General features: G+C 74.8%; 13 protein-coding genes and 1 riboswitch. Of the genes, 5 read left to right on the forward strand and 8 right to left on the reverse strand.

What is annotated here, in order from left to right; translation table 11 throughout:
- From ACFFJG_RS03525 to ACFFJG_RS03535, 3 genes are all read right to left on the reverse strand, one after another.
- The coding region (locus tag ACFFJG_RS03525) for a serine/threonine protein kinase (protein ID WP_378517223.1) at window positions 1-1,301 on the reverse strand (1,301 nt) is incomplete at its 3' end.
- A 73-nt stretch (window positions 1,302-1,374) separates the two neighbouring features.
- Window positions 1,375-1,764 carry a VOC family protein gene (locus tag ACFFJG_RS03530; protein WP_378517224.1) on the reverse strand — a complete coding sequence of 130 codons (390 nt, stop codon included), beginning with the start codon at window positions 1,762-1,764 and terminating at the stop codon, window positions 1,375-1,377.
- Window positions 1,761-2,042, reverse strand: coding sequence for an ArsR/SmtB family transcription factor (locus tag ACFFJG_RS03535; RefSeq protein ID WP_378517225.1), 282 nt, complete (start codon window positions 2,040-2,042; stop codon window positions 1,761-1,763). The genes ACFFJG_RS03530 and ACFFJG_RS03535 overlap by 4 nt, the downstream gene beginning before the upstream one ends.
- Window positions 2,043-2,142: 100 nt before the next feature.
- Window positions 2,143-2,209: riboswitch (cobalamin riboswitch) on the forward strand.
- Between the two features lie 105 nt (window positions 2,210-2,314).
- Between ACFFJG_RS03535 and ACFFJG_RS03540 the strand changes: the two genes are divergently transcribed.
- From ACFFJG_RS03540 to ACFFJG_RS03560, 5 genes are all read left to right on the forward strand, one after another.
- On the forward strand, window positions 2,315-2,713 hold the full coding sequence (locus ACFFJG_RS03540) for a (2Fe-2S) ferredoxin domain-containing protein (protein WP_378517226.1): 399 nt from the start codon (window positions 2,315-2,317) through the stop codon (window positions 2,711-2,713).
- Window positions 2,714-2,836: 123 nt separating this feature from the next.
- Window positions 2,837-4,027, forward strand: coding sequence for a hypothetical protein (locus ACFFJG_RS03545; protein ID WP_378517227.1), 1,191 nt, complete (start codon window positions 2,837-2,839; stop codon window positions 4,025-4,027).
- Window positions 4,028-4,195: 168 nt separating this feature from the next.
- Window positions 4,196-5,497 carry an HNH endonuclease signature motif containing protein gene (locus tag ACFFJG_RS03550; RefSeq protein ID WP_378517228.1) on the forward strand — a complete coding sequence of 434 codons (1,302 nt, stop codon included), beginning with the start codon at window positions 4,196-4,198 and terminating at the stop codon, window positions 5,495-5,497.
- A gap of 61 nt (window positions 5,498-5,558) precedes the next feature.
- Window positions 5,559-6,731 (forward strand): sensor histidine kinase, encoded by a 1,173-nt coding sequence (locus ACFFJG_RS03555; RefSeq protein ID WP_378517229.1) that lies wholly within the window; start codon window positions 5,559-5,561, stop codon window positions 6,729-6,731.
- A complete protein-coding gene (locus ACFFJG_RS03560; protein ID WP_378517230.1) occupies window positions 6,728-7,372 on the forward strand; it encodes a response regulator transcription factor in 645 nt (214 codons plus the stop codon). The genes ACFFJG_RS03555 and ACFFJG_RS03560 overlap by 4 nt, the downstream gene beginning before the upstream one ends.
- Window position 7,373: 1 nt before the next feature.
- Here the strand turns inward: ACFFJG_RS03560 and ACFFJG_RS03565 are convergent, their stop codons facing one another.
- The 5 genes from ACFFJG_RS03565 to ACFFJG_RS03585 form a co-directional block, all read right to left on the reverse strand.
- Window positions 7,374-8,045, reverse strand: coding sequence for a DUF2306 domain-containing protein (locus tag ACFFJG_RS03565; protein ID WP_378517231.1), 672 nt, complete (start codon window positions 8,043-8,045; stop codon window positions 7,374-7,376).
- A 98-nt stretch (window positions 8,046-8,143) separates the two neighbouring features.
- Entirely contained in the window at window positions 8,144-16,693 is an 8,550-nt protein-coding gene (locus ACFFJG_RS03570; protein ID WP_378517232.1) for a hypothetical protein, read from the reverse strand.
- Between the two features lie 213 nt (window positions 16,694-16,906).
- Window positions 16,907-17,980: a branched-chain amino acid aminotransferase gene (locus tag ACFFJG_RS03575; protein ID WP_378517233.1), complete on the reverse strand. Its 1,074-nt coding sequence runs from the start codon at window positions 17,978-17,980 to the stop codon at window positions 16,907-16,909.
- 44 nt (window positions 17,981-18,024) lie between these two features.
- Window positions 18,025-19,125 (reverse strand): 3-isopropylmalate dehydrogenase, encoded by a 1,101-nt coding sequence (locus ACFFJG_RS03580; RefSeq protein WP_378517234.1) that lies wholly within the window; start codon window positions 19,123-19,125, stop codon window positions 18,025-18,027.
- Between the two features lie 10 nt (window positions 19,126-19,135).
- The gene (locus tag ACFFJG_RS03585; RefSeq protein WP_211731175.1) at window positions 19,136-19,276 is read right to left on the reverse strand and encodes a hypothetical protein; all 141 of its coding nucleotides are present in this window, start codon (window positions 19,274-19,276) and stop codon (window positions 19,136-19,138) included.
- Window positions 19,277-19,564 lie beyond the last annotated feature (288 nt).

Here is a 19,564-nt window from a genome sequence, read left to right on the forward strand (position 1 = left end):
CTCGCGGCGAGCGAGCCGCTGCGCAGCAGCCAGGTGAGGACCGCGATGGCGACGAGCGCGACGTAGGGGGCGAGGACCAGGCCGGCCGTGGCGACGCCGCCCAGCGCGAGCAGCGTGGCGCCGCGCCGGAGGCGCTCGCCCGCGGGGACGGCCTCGCGGGCCGGGGAGCCGTGGTCGCCGACCCACTCGGTGGAGCCGTCGGGCAGCACGCGGGTCTGGCGGTGCGGGAGCGTGCCGGCCTCGCCCCAGCCCTGGGTGGGCTGCGCCCAGGGGTCGGCGTGGGGCTCGACCCAGGGGTCTGCGTAGGGGTCTGCGCTGGGGGGCCACTGCGAGGACCAGTGCACCGGCTCGTCGACCGGCTCGTCGACCGGCGCACCGGTGCCGACGCGGGTGGGGGCGTCGGCGGCGGCGTGGGCGGCCGCGGCGTAGGGCAGCGTGACCGGGTGGGCCGCCGTGCGCGGCGCGCGCTCCGGGGGGCGCGGGGTGTCGCCGTGGCGCAGGTCCTCGATCCAGTCGCGCACCTCGTCGAGCGAGGGGCGGTCGGCGGCGTCGGGCGCGAGCGCCTCCTCGACGAGGTCGAGCACGAGCGGGTCGAGGCCCGTGAGGTCGTGCTCGCCGCGACGGACGCGGTCCATGATGGCCACCGACGGCCCGCGGCCGAACGGGGCGCGGCCGGTGCCGGCGTAGGCCACGGTGGCCGCCCACGCGTGCACGTCGGAGGCGGCGGTGGCGTCGTCGCCGTAGAGGATCTCCGGCGCGAGGTACCCGGGGGTGCCGAGCAGCCAGCCGTTCATCGTGATCCGCGAGTCCTCCGCGACCCGGGCCAGGCCGAAGTCGATGAGGATCGGGGTGCGGCCCTCCATGATCACGTTGGACGGCTTCACGTCGCGGTGCAGGACGCCGACGGAGTGCACGGCGTCGAGCGCCTCGGCCAGGCAGTCGGCGAACCACAGCAGGTCCTCGCCGTCGAGCGGCCCCTCCTCCTGGACGTGGTCGTGCAGCGACAGGCCGGGGACGTAGCGCGTGGCGACGAAGGGGATCTCGCCCCACGGGTCGGCGTCGACGATCTCCGCGACGCGACGGCTGCGGATGCGGCTCAGTGAGCTGACCTCGCGCGCCAGGCGGCGTCGCGCCTCGTCGTCGCCGACGACGTGCGGGCGCAGCACCTTGATCGCGACCGGCCGCTCCCCCGGCTTCTGGCCGAGGTGGACCACGCCCATGCCGCCCTCGCCGAGGCGGGCGCGGAGGGTGTAGCCACCCACCGCGAGCCCGGGAGGCGGCGCCTTCGGGGACGTCGTCACGGACCGATCGTACGGGCGCGACCCCCTCGTACGCCGGATCGGCGCGTGGGGGCGACCCGGGACCGATCCGGGGTCAGCCGGCGACCTGGGCGAGCTGGAGCAGGTTGCCGCACGTGTCGTCGAGGACGGCGACGACGACGGGGCCGACGTCGGTCGGGGGCTGAGTGAAGGTCACGCCGAGGCCGGTGAGGCGCTCGTGCTCGGCCTCGATGTCGTCGACGCCCAGCACGCACCACGGGATGCCGTCCGCGGCGAGCGCGTCGGTGAAAGGCGTCACGGCGGGGTGGCCCTTCGGCTCGAGGGACACCTCGGTGGCGGCGTCGCTGGCGCCCAGCCGCACCGTGAGCCAGCGGTGCTCGCCCAGCGGGACGTCGGCGGTGACCTCGAAGCCGAGCGTGCCGGTGTAGAAGTCGAGCGCCCGCTGCTGGTCGTCGACGAAGATGCTGATGGTCTGGAGCCTCACGTGTCTGCCTTCCGGTCGGGCCACCGCTGCGCGATCTGCGCGAGCGGCTCGGTGTCGATGGTGTGGAGCTTGTAGCGGCCCCGGCGCTCGGTCCTGACCAGGCCGGCCGCCTCGAGGACGTCGAGGTGCTGGGAGACCGCCTGGCGGGTCGGGGTGAGCCCGTGCTTCACGGCGAGCCGCGAGCAGAGCTCGAAGAGCGTCTGCTCGTCACGCTCCACCAGCTCGTCGAGCAGCGCCCGGCGCGTCCCGTCGGCCAGCGCCTTGTAGATGTCGGGCACGCCGTGACATTAGGCAAGCGCTCACTTGCCTGTCAAGGTCCGCGAGGCCGGGCCGGGGCGGCGGCGTACTAGCATCGCGACGAATCGTCAGCCCGACGAGGGGAAGCCGGTGGGACTCCGGCGCTGTCGCGCAACCGTGAGCCGATCCGTCGGCGAGTCGGGATACCGCGTCGGGCGTGGACGTCCATGCCGCTGTCGCGATCGCGGGGCGTGGGCCACGACCGCCGTCGTCGCCTGCTCCCGGCCCGGGACACCCCGATCGAAGGCCACCGATGACGACGACGCAGGGCCCGCCCTCCGCCTCCCCCTCCGCCTGCCCCACTGGCTCCTCCCACGGCGTCCCGACCGTGACCGTGTGCCGCGGCTGCTGCTGCGGCACGACGAAGAAGCGTCCGGGCGTGGACCACCCGGCCCGGCTAGAGCGGCTGCGGGCCCTGGTCGGCGAGGGGGCCACGGTGCGGGTCACCGACTGCCTCGGGCCGTGCGAGCGCTCCGACGTCGTGGTGGTGAGTCCGTCGCCCGGCGCACGTCGCGCGGGCGCCAGGCCCGTGTGGCTCGGGCTGCTCAACGGTCGGCACGAGGCCGGCGCGATCGCAGACTGGGTGCACGCCGGCGGACCCGGGGTCGCCCCGCTCCCGGAGAGCCTTCGCCGCTCCCCCTTCGCGCCGTAGCCGCCTGCCGGACGTCGGCTGGCCGGGGGTCCTAGTACCTACGGACATCTGGCGACCTGCACCTCGTCGCGCCTGTACTGGTCGAGCACCGCACCCGGTGCCCGACTCGAGGAGTACCCCACGATGCAGCTCCGTCACAGCGCGATCGCGCTGGCGACCCTCGCCCTGCTCGTCCCCGCCCAGGCCGCCCACGCACGGGGCGGCGACGACGGAGGCAGCGACGACAACGGCGGCGGCGCCGGCACGACGACCTCCGCCGGCCACTACGCCGTCACCATCGGCACCCGCACCTACGAGGTCGCCGCCGGCCGCGACCTGAAGCTCAAGGACCTCGCGGTCACCGGCCCGATCCGGGTGAGCGGCGTCCACACGTCGTTCGTCATCGACCCCGCGACCCTGGGCGTCGTCGACTACACCCTTACCGGGGCACCGTCGCCCGAGCGGATGGTGACCTCGCCGACCGTGGTCTTCGCCTCCAAGACCCCCGTCCTCACCCCCGCCCAGCTCCGCAGCCCGGTGCTGCGCCAGCTGGAGGTAAAGGACGCCTCGCTCACCGCGATCCTCGGTACCGCCGCCGGCAAGCTCAAGATCCAGGCGAAGGACGCCCCGCAGGGCGGCATCTTCCAGATGGAGCCGGAGTTCGGCACCAACGTCGAGCTCGTGCACACCCTCGGCCCGGGCCTGTTCTACTTCGTCAACGCCTTCACGGGGAAGATCAACTTCGGCAACGGCACCGACGCCGTCACCTCCGGCCCCGACGCCCACCAGATGCTGTTGGGCAAGGACAGCCCGCAGGTCGCCACGAAGCTGTTCCAGGACGGGCGGACCACCCGCTGGTCGGTCACCTCGGGCGGACGCCTCGGCGGCGTCCTGGGCGAGGACGCCATCGAGCTCTCCCAGGGCGCCACGAGCTGCACGAGCCAGTGCCAGGCACAGAACCAGGTCCGTGGGTCGCTGCCCGTCCCGCCCGACCCCACCAACCCCACCCCCCTGCCCGTACGGTCCGCCCGCGGCGACGCGGACCGGGTCGAGCGCACCGGGTCCTGCGCCGGCGGCGCCCGCTGGTCGATCAAGGCCAAGGAGGACGACGGCCGCATCGAGGTCGAGGCGGAGGTCGACAGCCGCGCCGGTCAGCAGTGGTCGTGGCAGCTGCAGCACGACGGGTCGCGCGTCGCGAGCGGCACGGCCCGCACCGCCGGTCGCAGCGGTTCGTTCTCCGTCGAGCGCAAGGTCGCGGACGGAGCGGGCACCGACGCGTTCGTCTTCCGGGCCACCCGCCCGGGCCAGCGGTGCGTCGCGCGCCTCGTGCGCTGACCGCGTCGGTCCACCACCCCTGAACGCCTCGCACGCGCCCGGCGGCCACCTCGGTGGCTGCCGGGCGCGTCTGCGTTTGTGCGACGTTCTCCACAAGCGTTCGAACACACTGGCGATTATGGTGCCGCGGGAGGAGAATGGAGGTCACGACCACGCGAGGAGCTCAGGATGACCCACCCGATCCTCGCCAGCGCGTGCCTCGTCGACCAGGCGCTCAAGGCCGTCGCCGACACCAGCCCCACCTTCATGTCTGCCACCGACAAGGCCGAGGCGCTGCGCGAGCTGGTGCGGCTCGAGTCGCGCCTGACCGAGCTGCGGCTGCGGATCATGGCCGACGCCGACGACGTCGCCGCCGGCACCGGCGCGCGTGACGTCGCCGACTGGCTCGCCCGCGAGGCGCGGCTGCGCCCTGAGGACGCTCGCGCCGACCTCCGGCTCGCCCTCGCCCTCGACCGGGCCCGCCCGGAGGTCGGCGCAGCGCTGTGGGCCGGCGAGATGACGCCACCGCAGGCCCACGTGGTCGTGCGAGCGCTCGACGACCTCCCCGCGAGCGTGCCCGCCGAGGTCGTCGGCGTCGCCGAGCGCGCACTGGTCGACCACGCGGCGCGCTTCGCCCCGAAGCAGCTGGCCCGCATCGGTCGCCACGTACTGACCGTCGTTGCACCGCAGATCGCCGACGAGGCCGAGGCGAGGCGCCTGCAGGCCGAGGAGTCGGAGGCACGCCGGCGGACGCGGGTCTCCCTGCGGCGCCTGGGCGACGGCACCACACGCCTGTCAGGAATCCTCCCCGACGCCGTCGCGACGCGCCTGGCCCACTGCCTCGAGGCCTTCGCCAACCCGCGACGCGAGGACTCGCCCGCCGACAGCGACGAGGGCCGCAGCACGGATCCGAGCATGCACGACCCGGTCGCCCGGCTCCCCTACCCGCGGCGCCTCGGCGAGGCGTTCGGCCAGCTCGTCGAGGCGCTCGACCCGCGCCGGCTGCCGCTGCACGGGGGCGACGCCACGACCGTCGTCGTGACGATCCCGCTCGCCTCGCTGCAGTCCGGGCTCGGCGCGGGCGACCTGCTCGGCGCCGGCACCGTGCCCAGCGACGCGCACCACGACCCGTGCGCCGGCGCACACCTGAGCGCGGGCGAGGTCCGGCGGCTGGCGTGCAACGCCGGGATCGTCCCGGCCGTGCTCGGCGGTGCTTCCGAGGTGCTCGACCTGGGTCGTGCCCGCCGGCTCTTCAGCGCCGCACAGCGTCGTGCGCTGCTGCTGCGCGACCGCACCTGCCGCGCCGAGGGCTGCGACGTCCCTGGCACCTGGGCCGAGGCCCACCACTGGCTGCCGTGGTCGTCCGACGGCCCCACCGACCTCGCCAACGGCGTGCTCCTCTGCTCCCACCACCACCACCGCGCCCACGACCCCGGATACGCCTGCGACCGGATGCCCGACGGCGACGTGCGCTTCGCGCGGCGGACGTGAGGCTGACCCCTCGGTCATCCGGCCGATCCGTCTCGGACCCCGACGGCACTACGGTTCAGGCGTGCTCACCGTCCTGCGCCAGCTGTGGCGCCTGCCCGCGCCTCCGGACGGGGCGGTCACGGTGCGGCCGGCGCGGGTCGACCTCGGTCTGGTCGTCGTGTTCGGGGTCTGCGGCGTGCTCGAGGCGGCGTTGACCCAGCCCGCCCCGGCGTGGCGCTGGCTGTCGCTGGCCGCGCTGCTGACCTGGCTGCCGACCCTGCCCCTGCGTCGGTCGCGGCCGCTGGTGCCGGTGGTGGTGTTCACCGCGACGGCGGTCGCGCTCGCCGTCGTCGGCCAGGTGTCCGGCACGGTTGCGAGTGACCTCAGCGCGGCGGCGGTGGCGCTGGTGATCCCGTACTCGCTCGCCCGGTGGGCTCCCGGTCGCGAGGCCGCGGTCGGGCTGGCGCTGTTCGGTCTCGTGGCCGCCACGTCCCTGGCGGTGCAGGACCTCGCCGCGGGCGACCGCGTCGGCGGCTCGGCCGTGGTGGTCGCCGCCGTCGCGCTCGGGGTGGCGCTGAGGTCGCGCGCGATGCTGCGGGTGCGCGAGCTCGACGACGTACGTCGCGGGGAGCGCGAGCGACTGGCACGCGACCTGCACGACACGGTGGCCCACCACCTGACCGCGATCGCGATCAGCGCCCAGGCCGGTCTCGCGGTGGCCGACGTCGACCCCGCGGCGGCCCGGGACGCCCTGCGGCGCATCGACGAGGAGGCCACCCGGACCCTCGCCGAGACCCGCACGGTGGTGCGGGCGCTGCGCGACGACGGGGCCGCGCCCGACCGGCCGCTCGACGACCTCGCCGGGCTCGCCGCGCCGGCGACCGCAGGGGGCCCGACGGTCCGGGTGCACCTCGACGACGTGGCGGACCTGTCCCCCACCGTCGCCGCCGCGCTGCACCGGATCGCACAGGAGGCGGTGGCCAACGCCCGCCGCCATGCGCGCCACGCGACGAGGGTCGACGTGAGGGTCACCCGGCGCGACGACGAGGTCGAGCTGGTGGTGACCGACGACGGGGCCGCCCACCCGCCGGGTGCCGAGGGGTTCGGCCTGGTCGGGATGACCGAGCGCGCCACCCTGCTGGGCGGCACGCTGAGCGCCGGGCCGGACCCGCGCGGCGGCTGGTGCGTGCACGCCGTCCTGCCCGACGGGGACGACCGGTCCGCTCGCGGCGGTCGGACGGGAGCGGTGCGGTGACGGTGCGGGTGCTGGTGGCCGACGACCAGGAGATCGTGCGCACCGGGCTCGCGACGATCCTCGGCGCCCAGGACGGGATCGAGGTCGTCGCCGAGGCGGTCGACGGCCGCGACGCCGTCGAGCAGGCCCGTCGGCTGCGTCCCGACGTGTGCCTGCTCGACGTCCGGATGCCGCGGATGGACGGCATCGAGGCCACCCGGCTGCTGGCGGGTCCCGGGGTCGCGGACCCGATGGCGGTCGTCGTGGTGACGACGTTCGACCTCGACGAGTACGTCTACGGTGCGCTGCAGGCGGGCGCCCGCGGCTTCCTGCTCAAGGACTGCGGACCGCAGGTCCTCGCGCACGCCGTGCGGGCCGCGGCCGACGGCGGGTCGCTGGTCGCGCCGGCCGTGACCACCCGGCTGCTGCGGGCGTACGCCGCGCGCGACGCCCCCGCCCCGCCCTCCACCCCGCTGACCGACCGCGAGGAGGACGTGCTGCTCGCGGTCGCCCGCGGGCTGACCAACCACGAGGTGGCGGCCGAGCTGCACGTCTCGCTGAGCACGGTGAAGACGCACCTCGGCTCGCTGATGCTCAAGCTCGCCGTGCGCAACCGGGTGGAGCTCGCGCTCTGGGCCTACCAGACCCGGCGCCTGGACTGACTCACCGCGACGGCTGCCCGGACCGCCGCTCGGAGCGCCTGACCAGCCACTCGGCGACCGCCAGGTTGACCACCCACGCCGCCCCCATCACGACGGCCTTGAACGTGCCGGCCGGCTGGCCGGCGACGAGCACGTAGGGACCGAGGAACAGCGCCTGGGTGCCGGCACCCTGCGCGACCGCGTAGGAGCGCGCCATCCAGCGCTGGTGGGTGCGCACGTCGCGTCGGCGGATCGCCCGCAGGCCGAGCACGAGGCCGCCGACCATCACGGTGCCGAACAGCAGCCGCAGCCACATCAGCGTCGTGTCGTCGTGGGCCGGGAGGTCGGAGAACACCGCCATCCACATGCCGGCCAGGCCGCCGGCGATGCCCGCCGGCACGAGGACCCGGCCGCTCCGCCGGTGCCACGTGGGCCGCCGGCGTCGGAACGACGGCCACAGCTGGAGCGCTCCGAGGAGGAGGAAGGTCGTCGCGCCGAAGATGTGCACGAGGATCGGCACCGGCAGGTCGAAGAAGCGGGCGTTCTCCGTTGTGCGCCCACCGGACAGGTCGACGAGGCGGGCCGCACCCGACGCCGACGGCACGAAGGCGAGCGCCAGCAGGCTGGCGGGGATCCAGCCGTCGCGGCGGGGTCGGACGGGGGCGCCGGTGCGCGGCGGGGCAGTCGTCGTCATGACGACGAGCCTCGCGCCGGGGCGGGGCCGGGCGCCTCGGCCCGCGGGCCGGTCCTCCTCGTCCGATCGGCCGAGGAGGACCGGCTGCCGCGGCCGGGTCAGGCCCGCCTGCGCGCCGCGGTCACCAGTCCGGCACCCGTGAGCACCAGCAGTGCGGCCAGCGCGCCGAGCCACCAGGCGGGGCCGCCGGTGTCGGGCAGTCCGGCGGTCGGGCCGCCCGCGTCCTCGCCCTTCACGTCGTCGCCGTTCCCGCCACCGCCGGCGTTCCCACCGGCGTCCTGGCCGTCGTCGTCGCCGACGGCCTGCTCGTCGAGGACCTCGACGACCGCCTGGTCGCTGACGTCGGCGCTGCCGTCCGGGCCGTCGAGCACCGCGGTGTTGACGACCTGCTGTCCGGGCCGGGCCGACTCGCGCACCTGGGTGGTCACCACGAAGGCAGCCGTGTCGCCGACCGCGATCGGGGCGGCGTGGGTGCAGGTGGCGACGTCGCGCTGCGTGGTGCACTCCCAGCCGGTCCCGCTGGCCTCGACCAGCTCGAGCTGGGCGGGCAGGTCGTCGACCACCCGGACCGGGTCGGTGCTGGGGCTGGGCCCGTCGTTGGTGACCTCGATGTCGTAAACCACGCGGCCGGACGCGGACTGCGACCGGACCTCCTTGTCCAGCGACAGCGCGGACACCGGGACGACCGGGGCGACGTCGTCGTCCTGGTTGTTCGTCAGGTCCGTCTCCTCGGCCGGGGAGTCCACCGACGCCACGTTGCGCACCGACGGGTACGCGTCCGGGCCGACCGCGGCCTCGACGACCAGGTCGACCGACGCACCGGCGGCCAGGGCGCCCTCGCGGGTGCAGACGACGGCGGCACCGCCGACGCACGTCCAGCCCTCGCCCGAGCCCGACACGAACGACAGCCCGGTCGGCAGCACGTCCGTCACGGTGAGCGGGCCGGGGTCGGCCGTCGGTCCGGCGTTGGTCACCCGGAGGGAGTAGCGGACGGTCTGGCCGACCACCACGTCACCCTGGTGGGACTTGTCGAGCGTGAGGTCCGACAGCGCCGGGACCTCCACCCCGTCGCGGCCGGTGTTGTCCTGCGGCGCCGTCTCGGTGCCGTCGGACGACACCGTGGCGACGTTGGTGACCATGGGGTACGCAGCGGGGCGGACGGTGGCCCGCACGGTCAGCGGGGCCGCGGCGCCGCCGGGCGCGAGCGGGGCGTCGAGCGTGCACGTCACCGCTGCCGCCGCGCAGGTCCAGCCGCGACCGGCGGCCGACACCGGCACCAGGCCCTCGGGCAGCAGGTCACGGACGGCGACGCCGGTCGCCGTGGACGGTCCGGCGTTGCGCACCGTGAGCGTGAACGCGAGCTCCTCGCCCACGCGCACCGGTCCGGTGTGGGTCTTGACCAGCGACAGGTCCACCTCGGGCTCGAGGGTGACCGTGTCGGTCGTGGTGTCGTCGGCGGCGTCGGTGTCGTCCGCCCGCGGCTCCACGGCCGCCCGGTTGACGAGGTCGCCCGTGGCGTCGGGGGCCAGCTGCACGGTGAGCTCGACCGGGGGCAGCTGCTCCCCCGCGGCCAGCGGCCCGTCGTGCAGGCAGGTCACCCGGTCACCCACGGCGTCGCACGACCAGCCGACGCCGCTCGCGGAGACGTACGTCATGCCGTCCGGCAGGGTGTCGACCAGCGACACCTGCCCGGCGACGTCGGAGGGTCCGCCGTTGCCGACGACGAGCGTGAAGCGCATCGACGTGCCGGGCACGGCGCGGCCGGTGTGCGTCTTGGTCACCGAGAGGTCGGTGGCGGTCCGCAGCGAGAGCGCGGCGTCGTCGGTGTCGTCACCCGGCAGGTCGCCGTCGGTCGAGGTGCTCACCCGGGCCTCGTTGACGATGTCCGTCCCGGCGGGCAGGGCCGAGCCGATCGCCGCCCGGACCGTGATGACCGGTGCGCTGGCGCCGGCGGCGAGCGTCGGGCGCTCGCAGGTGAGCGACCCGTCGGTGACGGTGCAGGCCCAGCCGTCCCCCGACGCGGCCACGGCCGTCAGGCCGGCGGGCATGTCGTCGACCACGCGCACGTCGTCGGCGTCGCTGGGGCCGGCGTTGGACACGACGAGCTCGAAGGCCGTCGTGGTGCCGGCGACCGGGGTCGGGTCGGTCGCGGTCTTGGTGATCGCGACGTCGGCCTCGTCCTCGACCACGGTCGGGTCGGAGGCGGTGTCATTCAGGACGTTCGGGTCGGCGGGACCGTCGACGGTGGCGCGGTTGACCAGGGTGGCAGGACCGGCGTCGGCCGCGACGTCGGCGACGACCGTGATGACCGGGGCCGCGGCGCCGTCTGCCAGGGGGCCGGGGCGGCTGCACGAGACCGACACACCGGCCGCGGGTCCACAGGTCCACCCGGCGCCCGTCGCCGAGACCAGCGTCATGCCGTCCGGGAGGACGTCGGTCGCCACGATCGGACCCGCGCTGTCGGAGGGTCCCTCGTTGGTGACGCGCAGCGCGTAGGTGACCCGACCGCCGGCCAGGACGCGGCCGGCGTGGTCCTTGGCGATCGCCAGGTCGGCCCGGACGTCCGTCGAGGAGTCGTCGTCGTCCGTGTCGTTGGCCGGGTTGGGGTCGCGCGTCGTGGAGTGCACGGTCGCGGCGTTGACCACCGAGCCGGTGACCGACGACGCGACGGCGACGCGGACCTCGACGGTGGCGGTCGCCCCGGCGGCGAGGGTGCCGGCGAGGTCGCAGCTCACGCGGCCCGCGGCGACCGCGCAGGTCCAGGACCCGGCGACGGAGGTGCTGCCGACGTAGGTCAGGCCGGCCGGCAGGTCGTCGGTCACGCCGACGCCGCGGGCGTCGGAGTCGCCGGCGTTGTGCACCGCGAGCTCGTAGGTGGCGTCCTGGCCGGCCACGACCTCGCCGAGGCGGGTCTTGGCCAGGCCGAGGTCGGCCTCGGCGTCCGGTGCGGTCGACACCGCGTCGGTGTCGTTCGCCGGCTCGGGGTCGTCGGTCGTGGTGTCGGTGATCGCGACCGCGTTGTCGACCGCCGCGACCTGGCTGCTCGGGATCCCGGCGACGACGGTCAGGGTCGGGGCCGAGGCACCCACCGCGACGTCCGCGCCGTAGGTGCAGACCAGCTGGCTTCCGACCGGGGCGGCACAGCTCCACCCGGTGCCGGTGGCCCGGCGGAAGGAGACGCCGGCGGGAAGGGTGTCGGTGACGGTGAACGGCGCCCGGGCGATCGACGGGCCGCGGTTGTCGACGACGATCGTCCAGGTGGCGTCGCGTCCCGCCACGACCGGGCCGCTGACGGCCTTGTCGATGCCGAGGTCGGCGCTCGTGGTGACGGTGACGTCGTCGGTGGCGGTGTCGTTGGCCGGCCGGGGGTCGTGGGTGCGGCCCTCGACGCCGGCGACGTTGGTCAGGGTCGTCCCCTCGACCACGTCGGCCGGGAGGGTCGCGGTGACCGCGATGTCGGGCAGCGAGGCCGACGCCGCGAGCGGGGAGCCCGCCGGGCGCGTGCAGGTGATCGTGCGGGCGACGCGCCCGCACGACCAGCCGGTGCCCGTCGCGGTCACCGGCGCGCTCGCGAGCGCGGTCGGGAGGGTGTCGGTGACCGTCCACGGCCCCACGGCGGCGTCGGGTCCGTCGTTGGTGACCCGCACGGTCCAGGCGAGCGGTCGGCCCGCCACGGCCGTGCCGGCGTGGGTCTTGGTCACCCGGAGGTCGGCGGAGTCGACGTGCACCGACGCGGTGTCGTCGGGGCCGGCGTACGACGCGCCGGTGGCGTCGGACTGCTCGCCCTCCTCGTCCTCGGCGGTGGTGCCGGCGGTGTTGGTGTGCGCGACGCTCGCGCCCACACCGGGTGCGGTGACGACGGAGGCGCCGGGGGTGGCGCTGTAGGTGACGACGACGGTGGCGCCGACGGGCAGGTCGCCGAGTTCGGTCCAGTCCAGGGTCTGGGCCCCACCCGGGGCGGTCGTCACCAGGGGCGCGACGGCGACGGCCGGGGCACCCGCCACGCTGACGCGGGCGGTCCCGGAGTCGTAGGTCCACCCCTGCGGGAGCCGGTCGGTCGCGTCGACGCCGTACGCCGTCGAGTCGCCGGTCGAGGTGATCGCGAGGCGCCACTGCTGCGGCTCGCCGATGTAGGCGGTTCCGGAGCCGACGGCGGTCTTGTCGATCGTCACGTGCGGCAGCGCGGCGCGGACCGAGCGCGTCGCGGTCGGGCCGTCGTAGGTGCGGCCACCGCCGGACAGCGAGCGGTAGCCGGTGATGTCGGCGGTGTTGACCAGCGCGCCGGGCGCGGCCGGGGAGGCCAGCACGGCGTCGTAGGTCAGCGCGACGGAGGTCCCGGCAGCCACCGGACCGGGCACGGTCCAGGCGATCGTCCCGCCGCCGCGCGCCGGGTCGGCGCCGGTGAGGGACCCGCCGGCGGAGATGGTGGCGGGGTCGACCACGACCCCGGCCGGGACGACGTCGCTGACCTGCACGTCGTGGGCCGCGCTGGCGTTGCTGCCGGCCGGGGCGTTGGTCAGCGTGACGGTGTAGCGGAAGTCCTGACGCGGCGCGGGCGTGGCGTCGTCGACGGCCTTCGCCAGCGACAGCGACGGCTCGACCACGGTGAAGGAGGCCGTGTCCGGGGTGGCGGAGGCGCCGAACGTCTCGTCGGCGCGGGTCGGTGCGGCGCCGTCGGTCTGGTCCCACTTCAGGGTGGCGGAGTTGAGGAGCACGTCGCCGGCGGTGTTGCGGGAGACGTCGGCCACCACGGCGGTGTAGGTCAGCGTCACCACGCGCGGCGCGCTGGAGGCGAGGACGTCGCCGAGGCCCCACCCCACCGACGTGGACCCGTCACCGGCCACCGAGCCGGCCAGCATGGTGGGCGTGCCGGGAAGCGTGCAGGTGCTGCCGCCCTGGGTGCACGTCACGTCGACGAGCTCCAGGGTGGAGGCGTCGATGCCGGCGGGCAGCTGGTCGACGAGCGCGGCGTCGTAGAAGTTGACCTGGGCGGGCAGGTCGACCGCCACGCTCCAGCGCGCCCGCTCCCCGACGGTGTACCTCGACCGGGCGACCGTCTTGTCGACGCCGGCGGGCTGCACGGTGACCGTGGTGGCGGCGGGCACCGCGAAGCTGCGCTCGGTCGAGCGGTCCGCGTCGGCCCGGGCGACCTTGTCGTCGTCCATCGTCGAGCCGCTGAGCTCCGCGGCGTTGGTGTAGCGCTGCGAGCCGCCGGCCGAGTCGCTGACGCGCGCGCGGTAGGTCAGGCTCGTCGAGCCGCCACCGGCGAGGTCACCCACGGACCACTCGATGCGGGTCGCCCCGGCAGGACAGCCGTTCGAGCCGGTGCCGGCCGTGACGTCGCGCGGCGCGGTCGACGTCGAGCCGGCGACGAGGCTGAGCCCGTCGGGCAGGCAGTCGACGACGAAGGCGTCGTGCAGCGGCGGCCGGCCGGCGGCGTTGCCGGCGACGAGCGTGTAGGTGATCTCCTGGCCGACCACGACCACGTCGTCGGCGTCGTCGTCGGTCTTGGTGAGCGTCGGCTGGGGCACGACGAGCGTGAACGAGGCGGTCGCGGTGCGGGCGGTGATCGCCGAGCCACCGGCGCCGAGCGTGCTGTCGAAGCGCGCGGTGTTGGTGCGCGTGGCGCTGTGCGTGCCGTCGGCGACCAGCACGTCGAGGGTGACGGCGAACCGCTGGTCGGTGGCGGTCGCGTTGGTCCACGTCGACGGGAAGGTCAGCGTGCCGTCGGAGGCCAGGGCGAAGCCCGACGGCTGGACGTCCACGGCAGCCGAGGCGGCGTCGGGGTAGTAGGTCCACGACGGGCTGCCGGCCACCAGCGTCACGCCGGCGGGGAGCGCGTCACCGAGCCGGCCGGCGTAGACCGTCGTGCCGCGGGGCACGTCCACGCGGTAGGTGTAGCGCACGGTCTCACCGGCGGTCGCCTGGTTGGTGCCGTTGTTCGGCCCGTCGCTCGGGCTGGTCAGCGTCTTGGCCACGCTCGCGTTGGGGGTGGCGAGGCGGTGCGTGCCCTCTGCCGGGGCGGCGTCGGTGACGGTCACGTCGCGGGCGATGTTGGTGCGGGGCGCGTGGTCGACCAGCACGCCCTGGTTGCTGGGCGAGCGGTAGGTCGAGACCGCCGCGGTGTTGGTGTAGGTGGTCGAGACGCTGGTCTCGGGGCGGTAGAGCACCTGGAAGGTGAGCGCGCGGGACGCGCCGGGGGCGACGACGACGGAGTCGGGCAGGTCCCAGCGGACGACCGAGCGGGTCTGGAGGCCGCTGCGGGGCACCGGGTAGCCGGCGTCGGAGGGGTTGCGGCACTCGCCGGCGTCGGAGACGGCCGAGACGTCGGCGCACACGATGCCCGCGGGCAGCACGTCCCACACGTCGGGACCGACCACGTCGACCGCGTTGCGGGTGGCCGCACCGCCGTTGTTGGTCGCGGTGACGGTGTACTCGACCGTGTCGCCGCCGCGGACCGCGGCGTTGTCGGCCAGCGCCTGCGGGACGGGGGTCGTGCCCGAGACGCGGCTCGCGGTCTTGGCCACGCCGATCGGCGGGGCGGCGGCGAAGGACAGGTCGACGCGGTCGCGCAGCGCGAAGACCGAGCCGTCGGTGCTCTCGTAGCGCAGCTTGGCCAGGTTGCCCGTGACGTCGGGCTGCGGACCCACGGCGGGGTCGGTGACGGTGCCGGACAGGATGTACTCGAACACGGCTCCCGCGTCGACGTACCGCCCGCCGCTGCGGGCCGCGCCGACCTGCCAGGTGAGCACGTTGCCGACGGCCGACAGGTCGGCCGCCACGGTGTTGGCGGGCGTCGGGGTGGCGGAGCCGGCCTCGTAGGACAGGCCCGGGGGCAGGAAGTCGGTGACCACCGGGTTGCGGGTGGAGTTCACGTCGGAGAAGTCGACGCGCACCAGGAAGCAGACGCGGTCGCCCTCGTCGAAGGTCAGGCGGGTGTCGGTGGCGGCGAGGTCGTCGCGGTACGCCGCGGGGTCGGGGTCGCAGGCGTAGGGCGAGACGCCGGCCCGCTCGGGCAGCACGCGCTTGTCGATGGCGGGCGCGTCGGAGGCGAGCGAGGCCGCGGAGTCGTCCTTCACAGGCTGGGCGCCGCTGAAGCCGGTGGCCGCCACGGGCGTGGTGGTGCCGGTGAGCGAGACGGTGTTGGTGAAGCCGTCCCCGGACACGGTCGGGTCCATCCCGGTGTCGGCGTAGGACGCGCGCATCCGCGAGCCGAAGGTGACGGTGGCGACGTCGGACGCGGCGAGGTCGATCGGCGTGAAGACGATGGCGTAGGTGCCGTCGGCCCGCGCGTCGACGCTGTCGTACGCCGCGCCGGTGGGGTCGCTGCCCGGGACCGGCGCGCAGTCGGCCCCGCCGTCAAGCGAGAAGTTGGTGGTCGAGGACAGCGGGCACAGCCCGTCGGGGAGCACGTCGGTGAGGACGACGGAGGAGGCCGTGGCGTACTCGCCGGTGCTCACGCGCAGCGTCCAGGTGGCGGTGCCGTTGCCGGCGAAGGATCCCGTCGAGACGGACTTCTGCAGCGCGAGGTCCTCCGCGGTGACGGTGAGCTGGTCGGTGTCGGTGACCGTGGTGCTGCCGTTGGCCTTCACCGGACCCGTGTAGGTGCCGGTGGCGGTGGCGAGGTTGGTCAGGGCCTGCTCGGTGGCGGTCTCGCGGGTGCTGGCGCCGGTGTTGTTGTCGAGGTTCGCCGCCTGGCCCAGGCTCGCGCCGGTCGGGCCGCCGGCGAACGCGACGTTGGCGCGCAGCGGGATGCCGGCGCGGTAGCGCACCAGCTTCTCCTGGTTGGCGGCCAGCGTGCCGAGGTCCCAGACGACGCGGGTGTAGGTGCCTGCGGGAACGCCGGCCGGGTTGACGACGGTGGTCACCGAGGTCGGCGCGGGGCAGTCGGTGGTCAGGTCCGGGACGACGCTCAGCGCGGGCGCACCGACGTACTCGCGGGACGAGGAGTTGTCGACGGTGCCGCAGCCGAGGAACTCGAGCTGGGCCGGCAGCAGGTCGACGACCTGCACGCCCGAGGTGGCGAACCGGGTGTTGTTGCGGGTGCGCAGCGTGTAGACGGTGGAGTGGTCGTGCACGCCGCGGAGCAGCTCGTGCTCGGGGCTGGGCTCCGACTTCGTGATGTCGATGGCCGAGATCGTGGTGCTGGTGGCGTTCGAGGACGCCACCTCGGTCGCCGAGCCGGCCGTGTAGATGCCTTGGGCGTTGAACTTCGCGAGCGTGCGCGGATCGGTCGAGGAGTAGGCGTCGGCGAGGTTCGACACGGTCGAGCCCACCGGGTACGAGGTGGCGTCGGGCTGCGCGGAGAACGAGAGCCCCACGCGGGCGCCGACGGGGAGGTCGCCGACGTTCGACCAGATCAGGACCTGGCGACCGTCGGCGGCCGTGCGGATGTCGGGCTCCCCCGCGGTCGCGGGCGACGTGGAGCCCGCGACGTAGGTCACGCCGAGGGGCAGTGCGTCGCGGAACGTGAGGTTGTACTCCGGCGCGGCGGTGCCGCCGGCCGGGTTGGCCGCGGACAGCTCGAACCGGATCGGCTCCCCCACCAGCACCCCCGCCGGCGCGGTCGCGGTGACCGTGATCGCGGCCGCGAACGCGGGCGTCGCCTGGCCGATCACGACGGTGGCGACGGCCACCAGGGCGGCCATCAGGCCAGCGGTCCAACGGGAACGCGCACGTGCGCGCACGACAGAGGTCATCGGGTGCTCCCCCACGAAGCAAGGTGCGCGACCTGCTACGTCGGGGCCGCTGCCCGAGGACCGTAAACGACAGTTGGGCCCGTTCGTGCCCGAATGCGCGAACTCGTTGACGCGTCAAGCAGCACGTCGGCGACGGGGCGCGGCGCCGTGCGCCGTGCGCGGTCAGCAGACCTTGTGCATCCAGCCGAAGGAGTCCTCGGCCCGCCCGAACTGCATCCCGACCAGCGCCTCGCGGATCCGCATGGTGAGCTCGGTGCTGGCCGGGGCGGGGGTCACGCCGCTGGGCGAGCGCAGCTCGCCGACGGGGGTGACGACGGCCGCCGTGCCGCACGCGAAGACCTCGGTGATCTCGCCGGAGGCCACGCCGTCGCGCCACTCGTCGATCGAGAACTTGCGCTCCTCCACCGCGTGCCCGAGCTTGCCGGCCAGCTCGATGATCGAGGCGCGGGTGATGCCCTCGAGGATGGTGCCGGTCTCCGGGGTGACGACGCGGCCGTCGCGGTGGACGAAGAAGAGGTTCATGCCGCCGAGCTCCTCGATGTAGCGGAACTCCTGGTCGTCGAGGAAGACCACCTGGTCGCAGCCCTTCTCGATCGCCTCGCGCTGGGCGGCCAGGGAGGCGGCGTAGTTGCCGCCGGTCTTGGCCGCGCCCATGCCGCCGCGCCCGGCGCGGGTGAAGGTCTCGGAGAGCCAGAGGTTGACCGGCTTCACGCCGCCCTTGAAGTAGGCCCCGGCCGGGGACGCGATCACCATGAAGGTGACGTGCTGGGCAGGCCTCACGCCGAGGAAGGTCTCGGAGGCGAACATGAACGGGCGCAGGTAGAGCGACTTCTCGCCCGCACTGTCGGGCACCCAGCGGCGGTCGGCCTCGACGAGCGCGTCGACGCACGCGACGAAGTCGTCGACCGGCAGCTCGGGGAACGCCAGGCGCCGGGAGGAGCGCACCATGCGGGCGGCGTTCTGCTCGGGGCGGAACGTCCACACCGAGCCGTCGTCGTGGCGGTAGGCCTTCATCCCCTCGAAGGTCTCCTGCGCGTAGTGCAGCACCGCGGTCGCCGGGTCGAGGGTGAGCGGGCCGTAGGGCGTGATCCGGGCGTCGTGCCACCCCGCCTCGGGGGTCCACTCCACCGTGAGCATGTGGTCGGTGAAGTACGTGCCGAAGCCGGGGTTCGCGAGGATCTCGGCGAGCCGGGCGTCGTCGACGGGCGTGGGGTTGGCGGTGGTGCTGATCTGCATGGGGTCAACCTATTCCAGTGCCCGGCCCAGCGGGCGGCGGGCACTCAGAGGCGGGCGGCGATGGCGTCCCCGACCTCGCTCGTACGACGGCTGGTGCCGGGCGTGCGATCGCGGAGGTCGGCCAGGACGGCCGCCTCGATCGCGGCGGCCGCGTCGGCGTGGCCGAGGTGGTCGAGCAGCAGCGCCCCGGAGAGGATCGCCGCGGTCGGGTCGGCCTTCTGCTGGCCGGCGATGTCGGGGGCCGAGCCGTGGACGGGCTCGAACATGGAGGGGGCGGTCCGGTCGGGGTTGACGTTGCCGGACGCGGCCAGGCCGATGCCGCCGGTGATGGCAGCGGCGAGGTCGGTGACGATGTCGCCGAAGAGGTTGTCGGTGACGACGACGTCGAAGCGTGCGGGGTCGGTGGCCAGGAAGATCATGGCCGCGTCGACGTGCATGTAGTCCGTGCTCACGTCGGGGTGCTCGGCGGCGACGGCCTCGAAGGTGCGCCACCACAGCGAGCCGGCGTTGACCAGCACGTTGGTCTTGTGGATCAGCGTCAGCTTCTTGCGCGGGCGCTTCTCCGCACGGGCGAACGCGTCGCGCACGACCCGCTCCACGCCGTAGGCGGTGTTGACCGAGACCTCGGTCGCGACCTCGGCCGGCGTGCCGACGCGCAGGGCGCCGCCGTTGCCCGTGTAGGGGCCCTCGGTGCCCTCGCGCACCACCACGAAGTCGACCTCCCCCTTCGCCAGCACGTCGTCGGCCAGGGGTGAGGCCGTGCCCGGGAGGAGCCGGGAGGGACGGAGGTTGACGTAGTGGTCGAGCTCGAAGCGCAGCCGCAGCAGCAGCCCGCGCTCGAGGATGCCCGGGGGCAGGTTCGGGTCGTTGGGCTTGCCGCCGACCGCGCCCAGCAGGATCGCGTCGTGCCCGCGGACCTCCGCGAGCACCGAGTCCGGGAGCACCTCGCCGGTGGCGAGGTAGCGCTCCGCGCCGAGGTCGTAGCGCGTGGGCTCGAGCTTCACCGGCGAGGCGACCTCGAGGACCTTGAGGGCCTCGGCGGTCACCTCGGGACCGATGCCGTCGCCGGGGATGACGGCGAGGCTGGAGGTCCCGGCGTGGGACCCGGGAGCCGGTGCGGACGCGTGCTGCTGGGTGTCGGGCATGCGGGCGAGGCTAGTTGTCGTCCGGACGCTGGGCGCCGTTGTCTCGCAGGTCAAGCGCGGTCTGCAGCGCGGCGGTGACGTTCTCGGCGCTGCGGGGGTTCTCGGGGTCGTGCGCGGCGGGGCCCCACGAGTCGGGGTACAGGTCGTACATCGGGATCTCTCCTCGGGTGGTGGGTCGGGTGGGTGCTGCCCGAAGCCACCGACACCGCGGCGGGTGGGGGAACGCGGGGTGCGGGGATCGCCCGGTCCGGCTCCCGGCCTGGCGTGTGCGGATCACGCAGTGACTGCGAGGACCCGCCACGGAGGCGGCGACTTCGAGCACCGGAGACATGGCTCCGGGTGCGAGTCGAAGGGCCGGGGGCGTCTCACCTCGTCAACGCCGAACACCGCGACGAGGTGGCCCTTCTGTCAGGCCCCGCCGCGGCGAACGATGAGTACG

Origin of the sequence: Nocardioides zeicaulis, from assembly GCF_042432345.1 — a bacterium.
GTDB classification, from domain to species: Bacteria; Actinomycetota; Actinomycetes; order Propionibacteriales; family Nocardioidaceae; genus Nocardioides; species Nocardioides zeicaulis.

Excerpts from the sequence above, each read along its gene's own strand:
- ACFFJG_RS03545 (WP_378517227.1), top strand. The coding sequence starts at position 2,837 with ATGCAGCTCCGTCACAGCGCGATCGCGCTGGCGACCCTCGCCCTGCTC.
- ACFFJG_RS03565 (WP_378517231.1), bottom strand. The coding sequence starts at position 8,045 with ATGACGACGACTGCCCCGCCGCGCACCGGCGCCCCCGTCCGACCCCGC.
- ACFFJG_RS03540 (WP_378517226.1), top strand. The coding sequence starts at position 2,315 with ATGACGACGACGCAGGGCCCGCCCTCCGCCTCCCCCTCCGCCTGCCCC.
- ACFFJG_RS03570 (WP_378517232.1), bottom strand. The coding sequence starts at position 16,693 with ATGGCCGCCCTGGTGGCCGTCGCCACCGTCGTGATCGGCCAGGCGACG.
- ACFFJG_RS03580 (WP_378517234.1), bottom strand. The coding sequence starts at position 19,125 with ATGCCCGACACCCAGCAGCACGCGTCCGCACCGGCTCCCGGGTCCCAC.
- ACFFJG_RS03550 (WP_378517228.1), top strand. The coding sequence starts at position 4,196 with ATGACCCACCCGATCCTCGCCAGCGCGTGCCTCGTCGACCAGGCGCTC.
- ACFFJG_RS03585 (WP_211731175.1), bottom strand. The coding sequence starts at position 19,276 with ATGTACGACCTGTACCCCGACTCGTGGGGCCCCGCCGCGCACGACCCC.
- ACFFJG_RS03575 (WP_378517233.1), bottom strand. The coding sequence starts at position 17,980 with ATGCAGATCAGCACCACCGCCAACCCCACGCCCGTCGACGACGCCCGG.